This window comes from Amycolatopsis umgeniensis, from assembly GCF_014205155.1.
Lineage (GTDB): Bacteria > Actinomycetota > Actinomycetes > Mycobacteriales > Pseudonocardiaceae > Amycolatopsis > Amycolatopsis umgeniensis.
In genome coordinates this window covers 115545-134957 of the sequence record NZ_JACHMX010000001.1, presented here as the reverse complement: position 1 = coordinate 134957, position 19413 = coordinate 115545, and the positions used below count along the sequence as shown (strand labels likewise).

13 protein-coding genes are annotated in these 19413 nt (G+C 67.5%); 9 read left to right on the top strand and 4 right to left on the bottom strand.

All coding sequences use genetic code 11. The annotated features are described in order from the left end of the window. Positions 1 to 303 precede the first annotated feature (303 nt). Positions 304 to 8475 (top strand): SpvB/TcaC N-terminal domain-containing protein, encoded by an 8172-nt coding sequence (locus tag HDA45_RS00595; protein ID WP_343071953.1) that lies wholly within the window; start codon positions 304 to 306, stop codon positions 8473 to 8475. A gap of 114 nt (positions 8476 to 8589) precedes the next feature. Here HDA45_RS00595 and HDA45_RS00590 read toward each other — a convergent pair whose 3' ends face one another. Next, on the bottom strand, positions 8590 to 9264 hold the full coding sequence (locus tag HDA45_RS00590) for a hypothetical protein (protein ID WP_184891341.1): 675 nt from the start codon (positions 9262 to 9264) through the stop codon (positions 8590 to 8592). Between the two features lie 318 nt (positions 9265 to 9582). Here HDA45_RS00590 and HDA45_RS00585 point away from each other — a divergent pair, with 318 nt between their 5' ends. The 5 genes from HDA45_RS00585 (at position 9583) to HDA45_RS00565 (ending at position 14121) form a co-directional block, all read left to right on the top strand. After that, positions 9583 to 10125 (top strand): DUF4232 domain-containing protein, encoded by a 543-nt coding sequence (locus HDA45_RS00585; protein ID WP_184891340.1) that lies wholly within the window; start codon positions 9583 to 9585, stop codon positions 10123 to 10125. Positions 10126 to 10539: 414 nt separating this feature from the next. Next, positions 10540 to 11862 carry a M20/M25/M40 family metallo-hydrolase gene (locus HDA45_RS00580; RefSeq protein WP_184891339.1) on the top strand — a complete coding sequence of 441 codons (1323 nt, stop codon included), beginning with the start codon at positions 10540 to 10542 and terminating at the stop codon, positions 11860 to 11862. Next, positions 11862 to 12740: an alpha/beta fold hydrolase gene (locus HDA45_RS00575; protein WP_184891338.1), complete on the top strand. Its 879-nt coding sequence runs from the start codon at positions 11862 to 11864 to the stop codon at positions 12738 to 12740. Before HDA45_RS00580 ends, HDA45_RS00575 begins: the two co-directional genes overlap by 1 nt. 40 nt (positions 12741 to 12780) lie before the next feature. After that, positions 12781 to 13377, top strand: coding sequence for a winged helix-turn-helix domain-containing protein (locus tag HDA45_RS00570; protein ID WP_184891337.1), 597 nt, complete (start codon positions 12781 to 12783; stop codon positions 13375 to 13377). Beyond that, entirely contained in the window at positions 13378 to 14121 is a 744-nt protein-coding gene (locus tag HDA45_RS00565; RefSeq protein WP_184891336.1) for an SRPBCC domain-containing protein, read from the top strand. It abuts the gene before it with no gap. Here HDA45_RS00565 and HDA45_RS00560 read toward each other — a convergent pair. From HDA45_RS00560 to HDA45_RS00550, 3 genes are all read right to left on the bottom strand, one after another. Then, entirely contained in the window at positions 14114 to 14335 is a 222-nt protein-coding gene (locus HDA45_RS00560) for a DUF5703 family protein (protein ID WP_016334446.1), read from the bottom strand. The genes HDA45_RS00565 and HDA45_RS00560 overlap by 8 nt on opposite strands. Then, positions 14332 to 15345 carry a YncE family protein gene (locus tag HDA45_RS00555; protein ID WP_184891335.1) on the bottom strand — a complete coding sequence of 338 codons (1014 nt, stop codon included), beginning with the start codon at positions 15343 to 15345 and terminating at the stop codon, positions 14332 to 14334. Before HDA45_RS00555 ends, HDA45_RS00560 begins: the two co-directional genes overlap by 4 nt. 288 nt (positions 15346 to 15633) lie before the next feature. Continuing rightward, on the bottom strand, positions 15634 to 16599 hold the full coding sequence (locus HDA45_RS00550; RefSeq protein ID WP_184891334.1) for an aldo/keto reductase: 966 nt from the start codon (positions 16597 to 16599) through the stop codon (positions 15634 to 15636). A gap of 137 nt (positions 16600 to 16736) precedes the next feature. Here HDA45_RS00550 and HDA45_RS00545 point away from each other — a divergent pair, with 137 nt between their 5' ends. The 3 genes from HDA45_RS00545 (at position 16737) to HDA45_RS00535 (ending at position 19395) form a co-directional block, all read left to right on the top strand. Next, positions 16737 to 17783 (top strand): LLM class F420-dependent oxidoreductase, encoded by a 1047-nt coding sequence (locus HDA45_RS00545; RefSeq protein WP_184891333.1) that lies wholly within the window; start codon positions 16737 to 16739, stop codon positions 17781 to 17783. Beyond that, on the top strand, positions 17783 to 18622 hold the full coding sequence (locus HDA45_RS00540; RefSeq protein WP_184891332.1) for an undecaprenyl-diphosphate phosphatase: 840 nt from the start codon (positions 17783 to 17785) through the stop codon (positions 18620 to 18622). Before HDA45_RS00545 ends, HDA45_RS00540 begins: the two co-directional genes overlap by 1 nt. 62 nt (positions 18623 to 18684) lie before the next feature. Further along, on the top strand, positions 18685 to 19395 hold the full coding sequence (locus tag HDA45_RS00535; protein ID WP_184891331.1) for an MSMEG_4193 family putative phosphomutase: 711 nt from the start codon (positions 18685 to 18687) through the stop codon (positions 19393 to 19395). The last annotated feature ends 18 nt before the right edge of the window (positions 19396 to 19413 follow it).

Sequence of the window (19413 nt, the reverse complement as noted above, 5' to 3'; positions counted from 1 at the left end):
CGAAATTTAATGACCCGCCGATAGCGTCACCGGGGATCGACGTCTCATCTTTTTGCCGGGGTTGTGCCCGGCAGGGAGTTCGACCGAACGCACTAATTCTTTTCGGCTATTCGAACCAATTTCTTCGTCACCGAATCCATTGATCCAGAGGGGGTCGAGGGCATGTCTGCCTTCGCGTGGGCTCGTCCTGTTCGTCATCGTCACAGGGCCGTGGTGATGGTGTTGTTCCTGGCGTTGGTGGCGATGGCCGTCCCGAGTGCGGGCCCGCCCGCTTCGGTTCGGGTTTCGGGTGAGGGTGGGGCGGTGACGGCTCCCGAGCATCCGGAGGGAACGGCGTTCGACCCGAATCAGATCAAGGACATCAAGGCGGCCGATCCGGGAGCCGGGGTGAACCTGATCGGGCCACCGACGGCGAATTCCATGGGCGACGCCCGTATGTCGTACCCGCTGGAGGTACCGAAGGGGAGAGCCGGCCTGGAGCCGAAACTGGCGGTGTCGTACAGCTCCGGGGGTGCGAACGGCTGGCTGGGCGTCGGGTGGGACGTCTCCATGCCGTCCATTTCGGTGGACACCCGTTGGGGGGTGCCGCGCTTTGACGCCGGGCTGGAGACCGAGACCTATGTGCTGGCTGGTGAGCAGTTGTCGCCGGTGGCCCATCGAGGTGCGCCGCAGGCCCGGACGGCGGAAAAGGTGTTCCACGCGAGGGTGGAGAGCCGGTTCGATCGGATCGTGCGCCATGGGGACAAGCCCGCGAACTACTGGTGGGAGGTCACTGACAAGTCGGGAACTCGCACGGTGTTCGGCGGTGCGGAGAACACCACGTTGACCGATGCCTCGGGCCAGGTGGCGACCTGGGCGGCGCGCGAGGTCCGTGACACCAACGACAATGTCATGCGTTACCACTACGCCCGGGTGGAAGACGGCGGCACCGCGAAGTCGACGGTGCCGGGGAGCAACCTGTATCCGCGGCGGATCACCTACACCGGCCACGGTGCGACCGAGGGCAAATACTCGGTGACGTTCTTTCGCGACCGGGACAGGGGTGAGCCGCGCCGCGGCGACGTGCAGATCGACGCTCGCGGCGGGTTCAAGAAGGTGACCGCGGACCTGCTGCGGCGGGTCGAGGTCAAACTGGACGACCAGCTGATCCGGGCCTACGAGCTGAACTACCGGGCAGGCGCGTTCGCGAAAACGTTGCTGGCGTCGGTGTCGCAGTTCGGTGAGGACGACAAGCTGTTCAACACCCACTCGTTCGACTATTTCGACGAGGTGCGTGACCAGGCGGGCAACTACACCGGGTTCGCCGACGCCGCCGGCTGGTCGGTCCCGGATGACGATCTGGGCGTGAACATCCGTGAAGGCGAGGCGAGTGCGATCTCGGCGAACACCTCCGTCGGGTTCGGTGCGCACTTGTTCGCCGGCTACAACGTGCAGGGTCTGCCGGTCAAGCAGGGCGGCGTCGGGCTGAAGGTCGGGTTCAACGCCGGCCAGTCCGACGGCCTGTCGGCGCTCGTGGACGTGAACGGCGACAACCTGCCGGACAAGGTTTTCCGCAAGAACAACGACGTGTACTACCGCCCCAATCTGAGCACCCCTGGGGGTGAACCGAAGTTCGGCGACCCGCCGGTCAGGTTGCGCGACCTCCCGGGGATCTCGACCGAGCGGACGTTGTCGGGCACGATCGGCGTCGAGGCGTTCGTCGCCGCTATCGCCGCGCAGCTGGATTTCGTGGGGACCACGACCACGTCGGATCGGTTCTTCAGCGACGTCAACGGTGACGGCATCACCGACCTGGTCGACAACGGTGGCGTGTTGTTCGGCTACCTGGACGCCAACGGGCAGCCCGCCTACAGCGCGGATTCCGCCCGCACCCCGGTGCCGGTCGGCGGTGGCGCGGTGACCGGCGAGATCGTCGGTGACCAGACCGCCCAGTTCAACCAGCAGGTCGACAACTCGCCGCTGCTGGACTCGGTGCGCCGCTGGGTCGCGCCGTTCGACGGAACCGTCCGCGTCGACGGCCGGGTGCAACTGACCGTGGACCCCTCGCCCGCGCGCGCCGCGTACACCAAAGCCGACGGGGTGCGGGTCACCATCCAGGCCAAGGACACCGAACTCTGGGCGCAACGAATCGGCCCGGACGACCACACCGAGTTCACCCCGGCCAACGTGTCGGCGATCGCGGTGAAGAAGGGCGACGCGCTCTACTTCCGCACACAGTCCATTCTGGACGGAAAGTACGACACGGTGGCGTGGGACCCGACGATCGCCTACACCGACCTGGCGGCCGGTACGGACGTGAACGGGTTGGCGAACACCGTGTTCCGTGCGTCGGCGGACTTCACGCTCGGCGGCCGCTCGTCACAGGTGATGGTGCCGGTGAGCGGCAAGCTTCAGCTGACCGGCGACGTGGTCAAGAGCAAGGTCACCTCGGATGACGTGACCGTGGTGATCACGAAGGGCAACGGGGTGCACGCGCCGGCGGAGGTGTTCCGCAAGGTCTTGCCCGCCGCGTCGACCGGGACCACCAAGATCGACATGAGCCTCCCGGTCAGCCAGTTCGAGAAGATGTCATGGCATATCAAGACCGACTCCGCGATCGACGTTTCCGCGGTGTCCTGGGTACCGAAAGCGCACTACACGGAGGCGCCGGGGGTGGAGTCGCTGGTCGACGACAAGGGGCAGCCGTCCCTGGTGATCAGCCCGCCGTTCGACGTGGACATGTACCCCGCCGACACCCTCGCGGCACCGCAGCAGACCTACAAGGTGACCAAGACCGGCAAGCTGCGGGTCCGGCCGAACGTGAAACTCAACTTCGGCTTTCCCGGGGCGACCAAGATCGCGTTCACCGTCAAGAAACGCGGCGGGCAGCTGCTGGGCAAGCGGGTCGTCGACATCGTCAACGGGCAGTACGGCTCGCCCGGCCAGGACCTGGACGTGGTCGTCCCGGTCACCCAAGGCGACGAGCTGTATTTCGACCACTCCACAACGGATTCCTACCTGTTCGGGCTGGTCGCCGAACAGTCCGCGAAGGTCACCTACGATCTCTCGTCTCCATGGCCGACGTTCAGCCCGGCGCCGAGCGCGGCGCACGGCTCCGCTCAGCAGGGTGCGTTCCCGCAGCCCTATCGCGGCTGGGGTGTGATCGGCTACCAGGCCAACCGCGATCGCGCCACCCAGCCCATCAAGCAGGCCGAGCTCGCGATCGACGAGAGCTTCAAAAACGCCCTTCCCCGGGAACCGAAGGAAGCCGACATCCCAGGGTTCGCCGCGAACCCCCGGATCACCATGCCCCGGCTGGCGATCTTCGCCCCGAACCCGGCCAAAGGCGGCTGGGCCGCGCAGGACGAGTCGTCCTGGTTCACCGCCACCATGGCGACCAGTTCGCGGCTCGGCGCGGACACCATCGACGTGGTCACCGACGCCGATGTCGCAGGCGACCGCACCGTGATGCGTCGCGGCGTGACCGGTCAGGTATCCGGCACGCTGTCCGCCGGTCCGTTCGGGGGCACGGTCGTCGGTGGGATCACCGCGGGTTCCGTCGACTATGTCGACCTCAACGGTGACCGTTTTCCCGATGTCGTCGGCGCCAAGGAGATCCAGTTCACCGATACCAACGGCGGGCTGGGCGCCAGACGCGGCACACTCGGCGGCAATGTCCGCGAGTCCGACACCTTGTCCGGCAACGTGTCCTACTCTTCCGGCAGCGAGTCGGCCACCCTTGCCAGCGCATTGGGCCTGGCCGCTCCGGAGGCCGGAAGCAGCAACAACACCGCCACCTCCGGCTCGGTCCAACCGGCACTCGGGATCGGCGGCAGCCTCGGCGGCGGCGAGTCCGACACCCGCGTCGACCTCGTCGACATCAACGGCGACGGTCTACCCGACAAGGTCTTCGCCAACGGCGACGCACAACTCAACCTCGGCTACAGCTTCGCCGCCAGGGAACCCTGGTCAGCGGGACCGATCAACGACGCCTCCACCCGAAACCTCGGCGTCAACCTCGGTTTCAACGTCGACAACTACGGCTTCGCCGGGGGACTGTCCGCCGAACTGAGCACTTCCTTCACCAACGCGAGCATGCTCGACGTCAACGGCGACGGCCTCACCGACCGCGTCTTCACCGACGGTGCCAACCCGATCAAGGTCGCCATCAACACCGGCACCGGCTTCACCGCGCCCACCACATTCCGCGGCAGCTTCTCCGACCTCGCCGTGGACAAGAACGCCACCCTCGGTGCGGGCGTCTACTTCACGTTCCCTGTCCCCACCCCGATCGGCACTTTCGTGTTCAACCCCGGCGTCAACGCCTCCACCGGCATCGGCCGCGCCGAGATCGGCCTGCGTGACATCAACGGTGACGGCCTCGCCGACCACGTCAAATCCACCCGGGACAACGAGCTGCTGGTCGCGGTCAACAAAACCGGCCGTACGAACCTGCTCCGCACGGTGACGCGGCCGTTGGGCGGGAAGATCGATCTGGACTACACCCGTACCGGTAACACTCAGGCGATGCCCGAGTCCCACTGGGTGCTGTCCCGCACCAGCGTGTCCGACGGTCATCGCGGCGATGGCGCCGACACCCAGCTCGCCACCTATCGCTACGAGCAGGGGAAGTACGATCGGCTCGAGCGCGAGTTCCACGGTTTCGGCAAGGTCGTCACCGAACAGCGCGACCCCGGTACTGCCGAGGCGCTCTATCGCTCGACCACCGATGAATACCGCACCGACGGCCCGTATACCCGAGGACTGCTCGCTCGCACCCTCAGCACCGACGGTGCGGGACGGCCGTTCACCGAAACCGTCAACACCTACCAGCTTCGCGACACCGCACCGGGCAGCGTGTTCGTGGGTCTGTCCCGAGTGGACAAACGCTTCTACGAAGGCGCGGAGAAGCCTGGCAAGTCCACCTACACAGAAATGTCGTATGACGACTTCGGCAACCTGATCCGCTCGTTCGACGCCGCCGACGAGGGCGCCGCCGACGATGTGGAGACCACCTACGGCTACACCGCGTCCGACCCGGACTGCCGGACGCGCAACCTCGTCGGTACCGCCACCTCGCACAAACAGCGCGGCACCAACGGCGGCGCCGTGTCGCGGCACAGCGAATCCACAGTGGACTGCGTGACCGGTGCGGTGCGGCAGGTCCGCGCGTACCTCACCGACACCATCTCGGCCGATACCGACCTGGAGTATTTCCCGGACGGGAATCTGAAAGCGGTCACCAAACCGGCAAGCAAGACCGGTCAGCGATACCGGCTGGAGTACGGCTACGACACCGTCGTCGGCGTCCACATCGAGTCTATTGTGGACAGCTTCGGGCTGCGGTCGGGCGCGACGCACAACCTCAAGTACGGGCAACCGGATCGCACCACCGACCAGAACGGCCAGCAGGTGCTGCGCTCCTACGACAGCGTGGGTCGGCTGGACACGGTCACCGGGCCGTACGAGATCGGTTCGGGCAAGGCCACGATCGACTTCGACTATCACCCCGAAGCCACCGTCCCGTACGCCACCACGCGTCACCTCGACCGTGACGCCACTGGTGTCCGGGAGGACACCATCGACACCGTCACCTTCACCGACGGTCTCAAACGCGTCCTGCAGACGAAAAAGGACGCGTCGGTCGCGAACAAACCCGGTGACACCCCTGACCAGGTCATGACCGTCTCCGGTCGCACCAAGTTCGATTTCGTCGGCCGCGTGGTGGAGCAGTACCACCCGGTGACCGAGCCCAAGGGCGACGGCAACACCACGTTCAATGCCGCCTTCGACACCGTCGCCCCCACCAGAACCTCGTTCGACGTGCTCGACCGGACGGTCAAGGCGGTCGAGCCGGACGACGTCACGACCACCATGGCCTACGGATTCGGCCCCGACCGCGCCGGTGTCGCCCGGTTCGAAACCATCGCGACCGACGGCAACGGCAAACAGAAGCGCAGCTACACAGACCTGCGGGAGAAGACCACCGCGGTCAAGGAGTTCAACCCTGCCGGTGGGCAGCCGGTGATCTGGACCAGCTACGACCACGACGCGCTCGGGCAGATCACCACCGTGGTGGACGACAAGAACAACACCACCCGGTCCGAATACGACACCCTCGGCCGCCGCACTGTGCTCGACAGCCCCGATGCGGGCCGCACCGAGACCCGCTTCGACCTGGCGGGCAACCCGACGGCGAAGATCACCGCAAGCGGCAAACAGGTGGAGTACGACTACGACCACAGCCGCCTCAAGGCGGTCCGTTATCCGACCTTCCCGGCCAACAACGTCACTTACCTCCACGGCGAACCCGGTGCACCGGACAACGCCGCCGGGCGGATCACCGAGATCCGCGACGCGGCCGGGACGCTCACCCGCGGTTACGGCCCGTTGGGCGAGACCACTCGGGAGACCCGCACCATCAAGATCGCCGGGCAGGCGGACCGCGGCTACACCACCGGATGGCGCTTCGACGCCTTCAACCGTGTCCTGCAGATGACCTATCCGGACTCCGAAGTCCTCCGCTACGACTACGACGCAGGCGGCCAGGTCACCCGCGCCACCGGGTCCAAGAACGGAACCGACTACATCTACCTCGGTCGCCTGGACTATGACAAGTTCGGCCAGAAGGTGCTGCAGCAGGCCGGAAACGGGGTGCGCACGACCTACACCTACGACCAGGCCGACCGCAGGCTCGCCACCCTGAAGTCGAAGACGCCGGGTGCCACCGAGTTCCAGAACCTCGGCTACACCTACGACAACACCGGCAACATCACGAAGCTGACCAACAACACGGCACAGAACCCGACGATCGGTGGCCCGAGCAGCCAGACCTTCGGCTACGACGACCTCTACCAGCTCACCTCCGCCAGCGGCCAGTACACGACCAAGAACAACCAGCAGGACAGATACACCCTGGCGTTGGGTTACGACTCCATCCACAACACGACCACCAAGACCCAGCACCACGAGATCACCGGCACCTCGACCTCGTCCGCCCAAGTGGCTTCCCTGAACCGCGGCGGCGGGGGGAGCCCGGCGTCACTGGGCCCGCTGTCGGTCGGACCGATCGAGCCGGTCGAGGATCCGGCCAACCCTGCCGGGGTACAGGACAAGACCAGCTACGACTACAAGTACGACTACGGCAGCGGAAAACCCCACGCGCCGAGCAAGGTCGGCCCGATCACCCAGGTCTACGACGCGAGCGGAAACCTCACCGACACGGTGAACGCCGAAGCCGAGGGGAAACGACGCCAGTACGTGTGGGACGAGGAGAACCGGCTCGCCTGCAACCAGGACACCGTGACGGCGACGGTCCCTCAAACCCCGGCAGGCTGCCAGGCGGCGACCGTCGGCTACACCTACGACGCGGCCGGAGAGCGCGTCATCAAACAAGGCGACGGCCAATCCCTCTACCCCAACCCCGGCTACAGCGAACGTGACGGCGTCGGCTTCAAACACATCTTCATCGGCGACAGCCGCCTCACCACCAAGACCGTCGCCGCCGCCGGGCCCGAAAACGTCCAGTCCTACTTCCACGCCGACCACCTCGGCTCGTCCGGCTACGTCACCGACAAGCAGGGCAACGTCACCGAACACCTCGAGTACATGCCCTTCGGCGAAACTTGGGTGGAAGAGAGGGCAGGGCAAAGCGGTACGCCGTACAAGTTCACCGGCAAGGAACTCGACGAAGAGACTGGCCTCTACTACCACGGTGCTCGCTACTACAATCCGAGAACGCAACTATGGGCGAGCGCGGATCCAGCACTGCCTGACTACCTCGATTCAAACCTCGCTGGTGGCGTCGACAACCCCCGTAACCTTGCCACCCACACCTATGCCCACAACAATCCTGTCAAGCTCACTGACCCCACCGGCAAAAGCCCTACCGAGCGCACCCCCGGGGTGGGGGTGCTCGACGACGACGAGATGGCGAGGGTGAGGAGCCAGTTCTCGCAACTCCCGTCCGACAACGCGGGTGCGAAGACGAAATATTTCATATTTCCGGTGACTCAAGCGGAAAGTGATTTGATCGGAAAGCTCAAGCCCTGGGAAAAGATCAAGTTTCGTGAGCTCAAGAGTGAGGCTCAAACTACGGCCGCCATACTTTTCGGTCGCATTGCGAACGAAGACGGAAAGTATGGAACAGCGGACGGGACAATCGGTAATGCCTTCCAGCACGTGTACTGGAGCGCTCTGCTGACGGTATATTTCGGCCCGACGAGGGCGAAGGAGTTCACCGACGCCCACGAGGCCACGTCGGATAACCATGGCAAGTACTGGCTCGAGTTGATGGACCTTCACAACAACTGGATCGGCCGGACCATCGGTGTCAACTTCAAGCCCAGCGACTTTGAAAACAGCCCTCATTACGAAGGTGCCCCTAGTCGCTACAAACTCCTTATTGATTCGGTCATGCATGCGATCAACATCGGGAGAGCGGTCATGCTGAATCCGCAGGGCGATTGGCTTCAGTGGACGGGAACGAAACCGTAGCGCGGCCTGTCGAACTCCAGTGCCGCTCGACGACTGCATAGTCGTCGAGCGGCACTGAGTCTTGGAATTTCATTCGGGCACGCTACCCGGGCCCGCCCGTAACAGGGATCTCTGTCAGTTCTTCGGCCCCGCTGCCGTCGGTTCCGGTGCCGTGCGTCCGTTCTCCACGGCCTCGGATGATGCCGGGGTGTCTTCGGCTGTCTTTATCGTATGTGGCTCGTCATGGAACTCCACTGTGGACGGCTTCTTCTTCGTGCGAAGGATGTAGGTCGCGCCCGCGGCCACGACTCCGAGAACCACGATCCATGGCCAGCGGGGGCGGGACCTCGGGAGACCTTCACCTCGTGCCACGCTCTTGGCCTCGGCCAGGGCTTCGCCCAGGTTTGCCTTCGCGGCGGCTCGCCGCCTCTTGCCCCGCCGCCCAGGCTCGCGGGTTGATTTCGCGGCGAGCACCGCCGCTTTTGTCGCCCTGCGTCCAGGCTCGCGCAACCCGGCCATCCTCGTGAGTGTCTCATCGCGCACGGCAGACGAGTTCTCCCGGATTTCCTTGCGGGTTTTCCGTGTTTGCCTGACAAAATCCCGACGTGCCCGGCGGGTCGTCTTGGTGACTTCGTCAGCTGCCTCGGAGAACTTCCGCTCGGCGATACTGGCAACGTCGGCGACCGCTTCGGCACCGGCCTTTCCCGCCTCCGCGGCGAGTTCGCGTACGCCAGTCACGCTGGTGCTCACCGATTGCCCCATCGAGTTCGGACTCTGCGTCATCACCTTCTCCTCGCTGGCCGTGCTCAAGGATCTCCCTGTACAAGCAACTGCGTTCCCGGTTACCCCCTGACCGTGCGGCTGAAACTGCCCGTGCCTCGAGCTGCGGGCCGGATCACGCAGGGGCGCGGAGTCGGTACGGAACTCCCGGTATGAGAGCGCACCCTTGGTCGACGAGACGCGTAAGTCGTATTCAAGTTGCTTCTGACTGATCAATCTCACGTTGTCGCATGTCGGGGCCGCGGGATGGGCACTTCAGTGGCGAGAGCGATCTTGGTCGGCATGACGCCACCGGTCGCCGCCGGGACCGGACCGTCCGTCCCGGAGTACGGCAGAAGGGGAAGATCGATGACCACTCGCACGAATGTCCGCCGGAGCGCCGCGGTCCTGCTCGTCGCCGGAGCGGCGGCCGGGGCCACCGTCCTGACCGCCGGGACCGCCGGCGCGATGCCCACCGACTTCCACTGCACGTCGGGCCAGGTCACCAGCCGGCTCGTCTACGGCGGAGCGGGCGCAGGGGGACGGGACGCCGCCATCCAGTTCACCGCGAGGTCGGGCGAGACCTGCACGCTGCCCGGAGCGCTGCCCATCGACCTCGTCGGCGCCCACGACGTGATGCTGTCCTCGGACGCCGCACCGGACGCTCCGTCGGTGGAAATCAGCGACGGCTCCTCGGCCTACATCCCGCTGCATTGGACCGCGATCGGCTCACCCCAGCAGCAGACACCGCTGGCGATCACGGTCACCGCGCCCCAGGAAACCAGTCCGCGCGGCGACACCAGTGACCCGCGGATCACGCTGCCCTGGAACCTCGGCGCGGTCAACGCCGCCCCGGAGAGTCACACCATCCGCACCGGGGCGACGACAGCCGGCACCGCGCCCACCGTCTGACCACAACCCGAATTTCGCCGTTTCCCGGCGGCCGGTCGTTCTGGCCCGGCCGCGGGGAGCGACGACCGTGGCCAGGCAGGCGCCTCGCCAAGCACATGCCATACGTCACCCTTAGCGCCGCTTACCGCTTCGGGGTAACGGGGGAGAGGCCGCCACCGACCGCAGGAAGCACGCTCCGTCCTGGCACTCTCGAAGAGCTGTTCACGGTGTGTCAGGAGGAGCGTGAGCGGTATGCGTTCCTCTACCCGCAGTACGCCCTGCACCCTGGTCTCGCCGAAGCGCGTTGTTCGCCGGACGGGGCTTCGAGCGTGCGCCTGCGCCGACACGGCGCCGCGTGGGGGAGTGGGTCTTCACACGCTGTCCACCACGCGGTGGCATCGGGTCGGTGGGCTCCACCAATGGTAGGAATGCCTGGTGACCGAACCGAATCTGATCGAAGCCGCCGCCGAAGAGGCAGTCACCCTCACCAGTGAACTGATCCGCATCGACACCACCAACACGGGTGATCCCGACACACTCGTCGGTGAACGCGCCGCGGCGGAGTACGTCGCCGAGAAGCTCACCGACGCGGGCTACGAGATCACCTACGTCGAGTCCGGTGGCAAGAACCGCCACAACGTGATCGTCCGGCTGCCGGGTGCCGACCCGTCGCGGGGTGCGCTCCTGATCCACGGTCACCTCGACGCCGTTCCCGCTGACGCTTCCGAGTGGTCTGTTCACCCGTTCTCCGGTGCGATCCAGGACGACTACGTCTGGGGTCGCGGCGCGGTCGACATGAAGGACATGTGCGCGATGACGCTCGCGCTGGCCCGCCACTACAAGATCAACGGCATCGTGCCGCCGCGCGACCTGGTCTTCGCGTTCCTCGCGGACGAGGAGGCGGGCGGCAAGTACGGCGCGCAGTGGCTGGTGGAGAACCGGCCGGAGCTGTTCGAGGGCGTCACCGAGGCCATCAGCGAGGTCGGCGGCTTCTCGATCACGCTGAAGGACAACGTCCGCGCGTATCTCATCGAGACGGCGGAAAAGGGCATCCGCTGGATGAAACTACGGGTGCGGGGCACCGCTGGCCACGGCTCGATGATCCACCGCGACAACGCCGTCACCAAGCTGTCCGAGGCCGTCGCCAGGCTCGGCAACCACCGCTTCCCCCTGGTCATGACCGACTCCGTCCGCGAGTTCCTGGACGGCGTCACCGAGATCACCGGCTGGGACTTCCCCGAGGACGACATCGAGGGTTCCGTCGCCAAACTCGGCAACATCTCCCGGATGATCGGCGCGACCCTGCGCGACACGGCGAACCCGACGATGCTCACCGCGGGCTACAAGTCGAACGTCATCCCCTCGGTCGCGGAAGCCTCGGTCGACTGCCGGATCCTCCCCGGCCGTCTCGAAGCCTTCAACGCCGAGCTCGAGGAGATCCTCGGTCCGGACATCGAGAAGGAGTGGATGGAGCTGCCGCCGGTCGAGACGACCTTCGACGGCGCTCTCGTCGACGCGATGACGGCCGCGGTCCTCGCCGAGGACCCGGGCGCCCGCACGCTTCCGTACATGCTCTCCGGCGGCACGGACGCGAAATCGTTCCAGTCACTCGGGATCCGCAACTTCGGGTTCGCCCCGCTGCAACTGCCCGCGGACCTCGATTTCTCGGCGCTTTTCCACGGCGTCGACGAGCGTGTCCCGGTCGACGCGCTGAAGTTCGGTGTACGGGTGCTCGATCGCTTCCTCCGCTCAGCCTGATGCCCGGTCTGCTGGCAGCCGACGGGACACCCCTGCATTTCGACCGCTGGGGTGACTCGTCGGCGCCGGTGACCGTGGTGCTCCTCCACGGATACGCCCTCGACAGGCGGAGCTGGCGCGCCATCGCGCCGGTCCTGGCCGAAGCCGCCGAGGAACCGATCGCGGTGCTGGCCTACGACCAGCGCGGGCACGGCGAATCCGGTGAGGTCCGCGCCGCGTCGGCGACCATGGGGCATCTCGCCGACGATCTGGCCGAAGTCCTGGAGAAGGTGATCCCCGACGGCCGGGTCGTCCTGGTCGGCCATGACATGGGCGGGCTCGCCATCCTTTCGCTCGCCCAGCGCCACCCGGACGTCTTCGAGACCAGGGTCGCGGGGATCGGGCTGCTCGCCATGTCCGCGGGCGGTGTCACCCCGGACGCGATCTGGCCGAACGCGCTCGGGAAACTCGGCAGGGACCTGGAGATGGTCTTCGGGACGAAGCTGATCGGCCTGGTGCGGGAGCACACCAGCAAGGCGGTCACCGCCGGGCTGCGATGGTGGCTCTTCGGGGACGACCCGGCACCCGGCGACGTCGAACTGACCGTCCGGATGATCCGCGGCAACTGGCCCCAGACGGTGTCCGCGTTCCGCCCGGCACTGGACGCCTACACGCGGGAATCGGCGTTGTCGCAGGTCGGCGCGGTGCCGGTGACCGCGATCGTGGGGGAGCGCGACAAACTGGTGCCCGCCGCCGACGTCGAAGAACTGGCGGGCGCGGTGGAGAACGGGACGTCCGTGGTGCTGCCCGGCGTCGGGCACGTCGTCCCGCTGGAGGCCGCCCCGCAGGTGGTGCCCCGTCTGCTCGCCCTGGCGAACCGGGCCCGCCGACAAGACTGACTTCCTTGACAATTTCTCTTTTCGGTGGCACCTTCTTGCCATGTTCTCCGTAGCGGTGATCGAGGACGCGGAAGCGGCCGAAGTGTCGCTGGACCCGGTCCGGGCCCGGCTGCTGTCCGAGCTCGCGGAGCCCGCGTCGGCCACGATGCTGGCGGCGCGGGTGGATCTGCCGCGGCAGAAGGTGAACTACCACCTGCGCGCGCTGGAAAAGCACGGTCTGGTCGAGCTCGTCGAAGAGCGGCGCAAGGGCAACGTCAACGAACGCATGATGCGGGCGACGGCGGCGTCCTACGTGATCTCGCCGACCGCGTTGTCCGCGGTCCAGCCAGACCCGGCCGAGTCACCGGACCGGCTGTCCGCACGCTGGCTGCTCGCGGTGGCCGGCAGGCTGGTGCGCGACGTCGGCATGCTGATCACCGGGTCCACGAAGGCGCGCAAGCGGGTCGCGACCTTCGCGATCGACGGCGAGGTGCGGTTCTCGTCCGCGGGCGACAGGGCCGCGTTCGCCGAAGAACTCACGGTCGCGATCACGAACCTGGTGAGCAAATACCACGACGAAGGCGCCGAACAGGGCCGCGATCACCGGATCGTCGTCGCCGTCCATCCGAGCGTCAAAACCGGGACCGAGGAGCGCTGAGTGGGGCACGAATTCGAAATCGCCGACCGCGTCGAGGTCGACGCGACACCGGAACAGGTCTGGGACGCCATCGCGACCGGGCCGGGGATCACGTCGTGGTTCATGGGGCGCAACGAGGTCGACGGAGGCGTCGGCGGCACGGTGAAGACCGCGTTCGGCGGCTACGAACCCACGTCCGCGATCACGTCGTGGGATCCGCTGGAAAGGCTCGTCTACGGCGCGGAACCCGAGCAAGACGGGCGATTCGTCGCCTACGAGTTCCTGATCGAGGCCCGCTCCGGCGGCAGCACCGTGCTGCGGACCGTGACGAGCGGCTTCCTGCCCGGCGACGACTGGGAAGACGAGTTCGAGGCGATGCGCGCCGGTGGCGAGCTATTCCTCCGCACCCTGGTGGAGTATCTCAACGGTTTCGCGGGCAGGCAGGCGGTGCCGGTGACGATGTTCGGGCCCGTGATCGAAGACTGGGACCGCGCTTGGCTGGCGTTGGGCCGCGAGCTGGGGCTCGCCGGGCGGCCGGACACGGGCGACCGGGTGCGGCTGAGCACGGGATCGGTGTCCACTGTGGATGGCGAGGTCTACCTGGCGAACGAGCAGACCGTCGGGATCCGGACGGCGGACGCGCTCCTGCGCTTCGTCCGCGGTTTCCAGGGGCCGATGGTCGCGATGCATCACCTGTTCGGCGACGTCGACCCCGCGAAACAGGACGAGCTCTGGGCGGACTGGCTCGGCCGGGTCTTCAGGTGATCAGGCCGGGCAGGGGAGTGGCGGTGCGCTTGCGGCGCAACCACACCCTCCGGGTCCCATCGGAGTAGAGCCGGACGGTCGAGAGTTCCCAGCCGGCGAACTCGGCGTGGATCGACAGCTGCGTCGCCGCCGCCCGCCGGGAAACGCCGGGAGGCAACTGCAGCCGCCGGTACTCCCAATCCCCTTCGACCACCGCCTCGTCAACGACTGTCATGGCGTGATCACCTGGATCCCTTCTCCGATGGCCGAGCCGACGACCACACGGCCGCCCTGCTCGTCGACGGTGACCGAATCTGGCTGCCGCAGGGTGGGGAACCGGTACTTCTCGATCGGCTCTCCGCCGCGGACGTCGAAGCCGACGACCTCGTTGCGCTCGGTGAGGGTGACCCAGGCGAGACCCCGGCTGCGGTCGTAGGCGATGCCGTACGCCCCGCCGGGGACGGGGTAACGCTGGCGCAGCAGGAGCGGTGTCGTGGAGAACGCCAGCAGCGCGCCCGCTCGCGCGTCGGTGACGAAGACCCGCCCGAGATCGTCGGTGACCGCGTTGGCCGCACCGTCGCCTGCGCGAAGGCCCTCGCCGATCTTGCCCTCGGCGAGGTCGACGGAGAACAGGGCGGTGCGCAGTTTGTCGAGGACGACGACGCCGTCACCGGTGTTCAGCACGTCGTCGGCGCTGTAGATCTGGCCGGAGATGGTCTTCGGGCCCGCGTTCTTCGACAGCACCTCGACGACCTTGCGGTCGCGGACCGAGACCAGCGTCGCGTCGCCGTCGGCGAGCCCGGCCGACGGCTGCCCCGCGACCGGGACCGTCTCCAACACGCCGCCGGGCAGCGAGACCTTCGCCAGGAGGCTCTTGCCCGGGACGCTGGCGAGCACCTGCTCACCGGAGACAGTGAGACGCTCAGCGGGGCCGGGCAAGGCCACGGTCGTCTTCGGGGCGTCCAGGGCGGCGAGATCGTAGATGCGCAGCGAGGGCGGCTCCGAGACGGCGACGATCAGCGTCTTGCTCACCTCGTCGGTGGCCAGCGCTTTCACCCCGGGCCCCGCGAACACGGAACCGGCGGGCTTGACCGTCACCGCGGGGGAGACGGCCGCCGTCACCGCGACGGGGTTCTGCACGATCTGGAGCGTGTCGTTCGGGGTGTCGTCCGTACCGCAGGACGAGAGCACCAGGGCACCGGCGAGCGGGAGCGCGATCCGGGAAACGGCGGACAGCCGACCCACCTTGGTGCCTCCACCTGCTACTCGTCGAACGGACCTGTCCAGCATCCCCCAGGAACCCCACCGCGTCACGTCTGTGTCACCTAACAGTCACCTAATCCAGTAATCGGAACGGCCGGCGGAGCTGAGTCGTACCCGGAAAACGACCATACGTGGCGTGAGCCCGCATAGGCCGAAGGCCCCGCTATCGCGGTGGCAGGGCGCCCTGTCCGCTCGACGTGAGCTGTCTGACCAGCGAGCGCCCTGTCGACGTCGATCGCGGACGCGGGTTCACCAGGAACACGGAACGGCTCAGAGGCCGCGTTCGGGGTACCCGACCTCGATCGCGCTGACGTCGTCGAGCGCCGATCGGATGGCGGGCGGGAGCGTGATCTCCTCGGCCGTGAGCGATCCGGTCAGCTGACCGGTGTCACGGGCTCCGACCACGGGCGCGACCACTCCGGGCCGGTCACGGACCCACGCCAGCGCGACGGCCAGCGGCGAGGTGCCCAGCCCGTCGGCCGCGGTCGCGACCGCCTGCACGATCCTGGCCGCACGATCGGTCCGGTGATGTTCGACATAACCCGCGAAAACACTCGAAGCGCCGCGCGAATCGGCGGGCGTCCCGGTGCGGTACTTGCCGGTGAGCACACCCCGGCCGAGCGGCGCCCAGGGCAGGAGCCCGATGCCGTGGTGCTCCGCGGCGGGGACGACCTCGCGGTCCACCCCGCGCTCCAGCAGCGAGTACTCGACCTGCGTCGAGACCAGCGGGGCGACCGCGGAACTGCGGGCCGCGGCCGTCGCCAGCTGCCAGCCGGAATAGTTGGAGACGCCGACGTAGCGGGCCTTGCCGCTGGTCACGGCGTAGTCGAGGGCGGCGAGGGTCTCGTCGACCGGCACGGTGGTGTCCCAGGCGTGCAGCTGCCACAGGTCGATGTGATCGGTGCCGAGGCGGCGCAGCGAACCCTCGAGCGCGCTCAGCAGGGCGCCGCGCGAGGCCCCGCCGCCGAACGGGCCGTCGGTCCGGCGCGCGACGGCCTTGGTGGCGAGCACGATGTCGTCACGGGGGACGAGGTCGCCGAGCAGTGCGCCGAGGACGCGTTCGCTTTCGCCCTCGCCGTAGATGTCGGCGGTGTCGACCAGGGTGCCCCCGGCGTCGACGAACGCGACCAGCTGGCTGGCCGCCTCCTCCGAGTCGGTGTCGCCACCCCACGTCATGGTCCCGAGGGCCATCCGCGAGACCCGCAGTCCCGACCGGCCGAGCTGTCGCTTTTCCACGACGGGCGAGCCTAGCCGGAAGGCAAGTGCGGGACGCGGAGCAGGTGAGCGTGTCGTGATCGAGTACCACCGGCCGGGTCACCGCGGTGTCAACACCCTGAACGGAGGAGTGACACCCAGCTGGATACATTCACGCCGTGCGACTCGGACTGAATTTGGGCTATTGGGGCGCGGGCAACGACGCGGCCAACCTGGCATTGGCGAAGAAGGCGGACGAACTGGACTACGCGGTCGTCTGGGCCGCGGAGGCGTACGGCTCGGACGCGCCGACGGTGCTGTCGTGGGTGGCGGCACAGACCTCACGGATCGACGTGGGCAGCGCCGTGCTGCAGATCCCGGCGCGGACGCCCGCGATGACCGCGATGACCGCCGCGACCCTGGACACGCTTTCGGGCGGCCGGTTCCGCCTCGGCCTCGGGGTGTCCGGCCCGCAGGTCTCGGAAGGCTGGCACGGCGTGAAGTTCGCGTCGCCGCTCGGCCGCACGCGCGAATACGTCGAGATCGTCCGCAAGGCGCTGAGCCGTGAGCGGGTCAGGTACGACGGTGACCACTTCCAGCTGCCGCTGCCCGGCGGGCCCGGCAAGGCGCTGACCTTGACCGTCCACCCGGTGCGCGAAGAGATCCCCGTGTACCTCGCCGCCATCGGTCCGAAGAACCTCGAACTGACCGGCGAGATCGCGAACGGCTGGCTGCCGGTGTTCTTCTCGCCCGAGCACGCCGGAGAGCAGCTCAAGCTGATCCAGGCGGGCGCCGAGAAGGCCGACCGCTCGCTGGAGGGCTTCGACATCGTCCCCACCGTCCCGCTCGTGCTCGGTGACGACTGGAAGGCCTGCGCCGACGCCGTCCGCGGGTACGCGGCGCTGTACATCGGCGGGATGGGCAGCCGGGAGAAGAACTTCTACAACCAGCTCGCCTGCCGGATGGGCTTCGAGCGCGAAGCCGCCGACGTCCAGCAGAAGTACCTGGGCAAGGACTACGAGGGCGCCATGGCGGCCGTCCCGCTGGAGTTCATCGACGCGACGTCGCTGCTCGGCCCCAAGGAACGGATCGCCGAACGGATGCAGGCCTTCGCCGGGGCGGGGGCCACGACGCTGACCGTGGCACCCGCCATGCCGGACCCCGAGAGCTCCGCACGCGCTCTCGAGGTCGCCGCCGAAGCGATCGAACTGGCCGGTGTCGCCTGATGGGATGGTTCGAAGCACTGGTCCTCGGCCTCGTCCAGGGCCTCACCGAGTTCCTGCCGATCTCGTCCAGCGCGCACCTGCGGATCACCGCGGCGCTCGCCGGCTGGGACGACCCGGGCGCCGCTTTCACCGCGGTGACCCAGATCGGCACCGAACTCGCCGTCATCCTGTACTTCTCGAGCAAGATCGGGAAGATCCTCCGCGCCTGGTTCTTCTCGATCTACAAGAAGGACTGGCGGCACGACCCGGACGCGCGGCTCGGCTGGCTGATCATCATCGGCTCGATGCCGATCGTGGTGCTGGGCCTGCTGCTGCAGGACGCGATCGACGAGACCTTCCGTGATCTGCGGATCACAGCCACCACGCTGATCGTGTTCGGCCTCATCCTCCTGCTGGCCGACCGCATCGGACGACAGGAGCGCACGCTCGACCATCTGACCGTGCCCCACGGCCTCGGGTTCGGGTTCGCACAGGCGCTGGCCCTGATCCCGGGTGTCTCCCGCTCCGGCGGCACCACCAGCGCCGGGCTGCTGCTCGGCTACACCCGCGCGGAAGCGGCGGAATACTCGTTCCTGCTGGCGCTGCCCGCCGTGTTCGGCTCGGGCCTGTACAAGCTGACCGACATCGGCAAGGACGGCGCCCCGGCCCAGTGGGGGCCGACGATCCTGGCGACGCTGGTCGCGTTCGGCGTCGGCTACGCCGTCATCGCCTGGCTGATGTCGTACATCAAGACCAAGAGCTTCGTGCCGTTCGTGATCTACCGGCTCGTGCTCGGTGTCCTGCTGTTCGTGCTGATCTTCACCGGCGTCCTGGACCCGCAGGCCGGTCCGCATCTGTAAACCCTCGCATCCAGAGGACGAAACGCGAGAGCAGGCAAAGCACGACACGTAGGGTGGGCGACGTGAGTACTGTGATCCTTCTGCGCCACGGCAAGTCCACGGCGAACGGTTCCGGCATCCTGGCCGGGCGCACCCCCAAGGTCGGGCTGGACGACACCGGCCGGGCGCAGGCCGAGGCGCTCGTGAAGCGGCTGGCGCCGGTCCCGCTCGCCGAGCTGGTGGTCTCGCCGATGCTCCGCTGCCGCCAGACGGTCGCGAAGCTGGCCGAGGCGCGCGGTCTGGACAAGGTCAAAGAGCCCGGATTGTCCGAAGTGGACTACGGCGACTGGACCGGTCGCGCGCTCAAGGACCTGTTCGAGGAACCCCTGTGGCGGGTCGTGCAGGCGCATCCCTCGGCCGCGGTCTTTCCCGGCGGGGAAGGACTGGCCGAGATGCAGGCGCGTTCGGTCGCGGCCGTTCGCGCGCACGACGCCCGGATCACCGCGAAGCACGGCGAGAACGCGGTCTGGCTCCTGTGCAGCCACGGCGACGTGATCAAGTCGATCCTCGCCGACGCGCTCGGCCAGCATCTCGACGCGTTCCAGCGGATCGTGGTCGACCCGGCGTCGGTTTCGGTGGTCCGCTACACCGAGACTCGTCCGTTCGTGTTGCGCGTCAACGACAACGGCGGTGACCTGGCCGGGATCGCCCCACCGGCGCCCAAGGACAAAGCCAAGCGAGGCAAGGGAAAGCAGAGCTCCGACGCGGTGGTGGGCGGTACCACCGGAGCGTGACCGGCTCCGTCGGCGGCG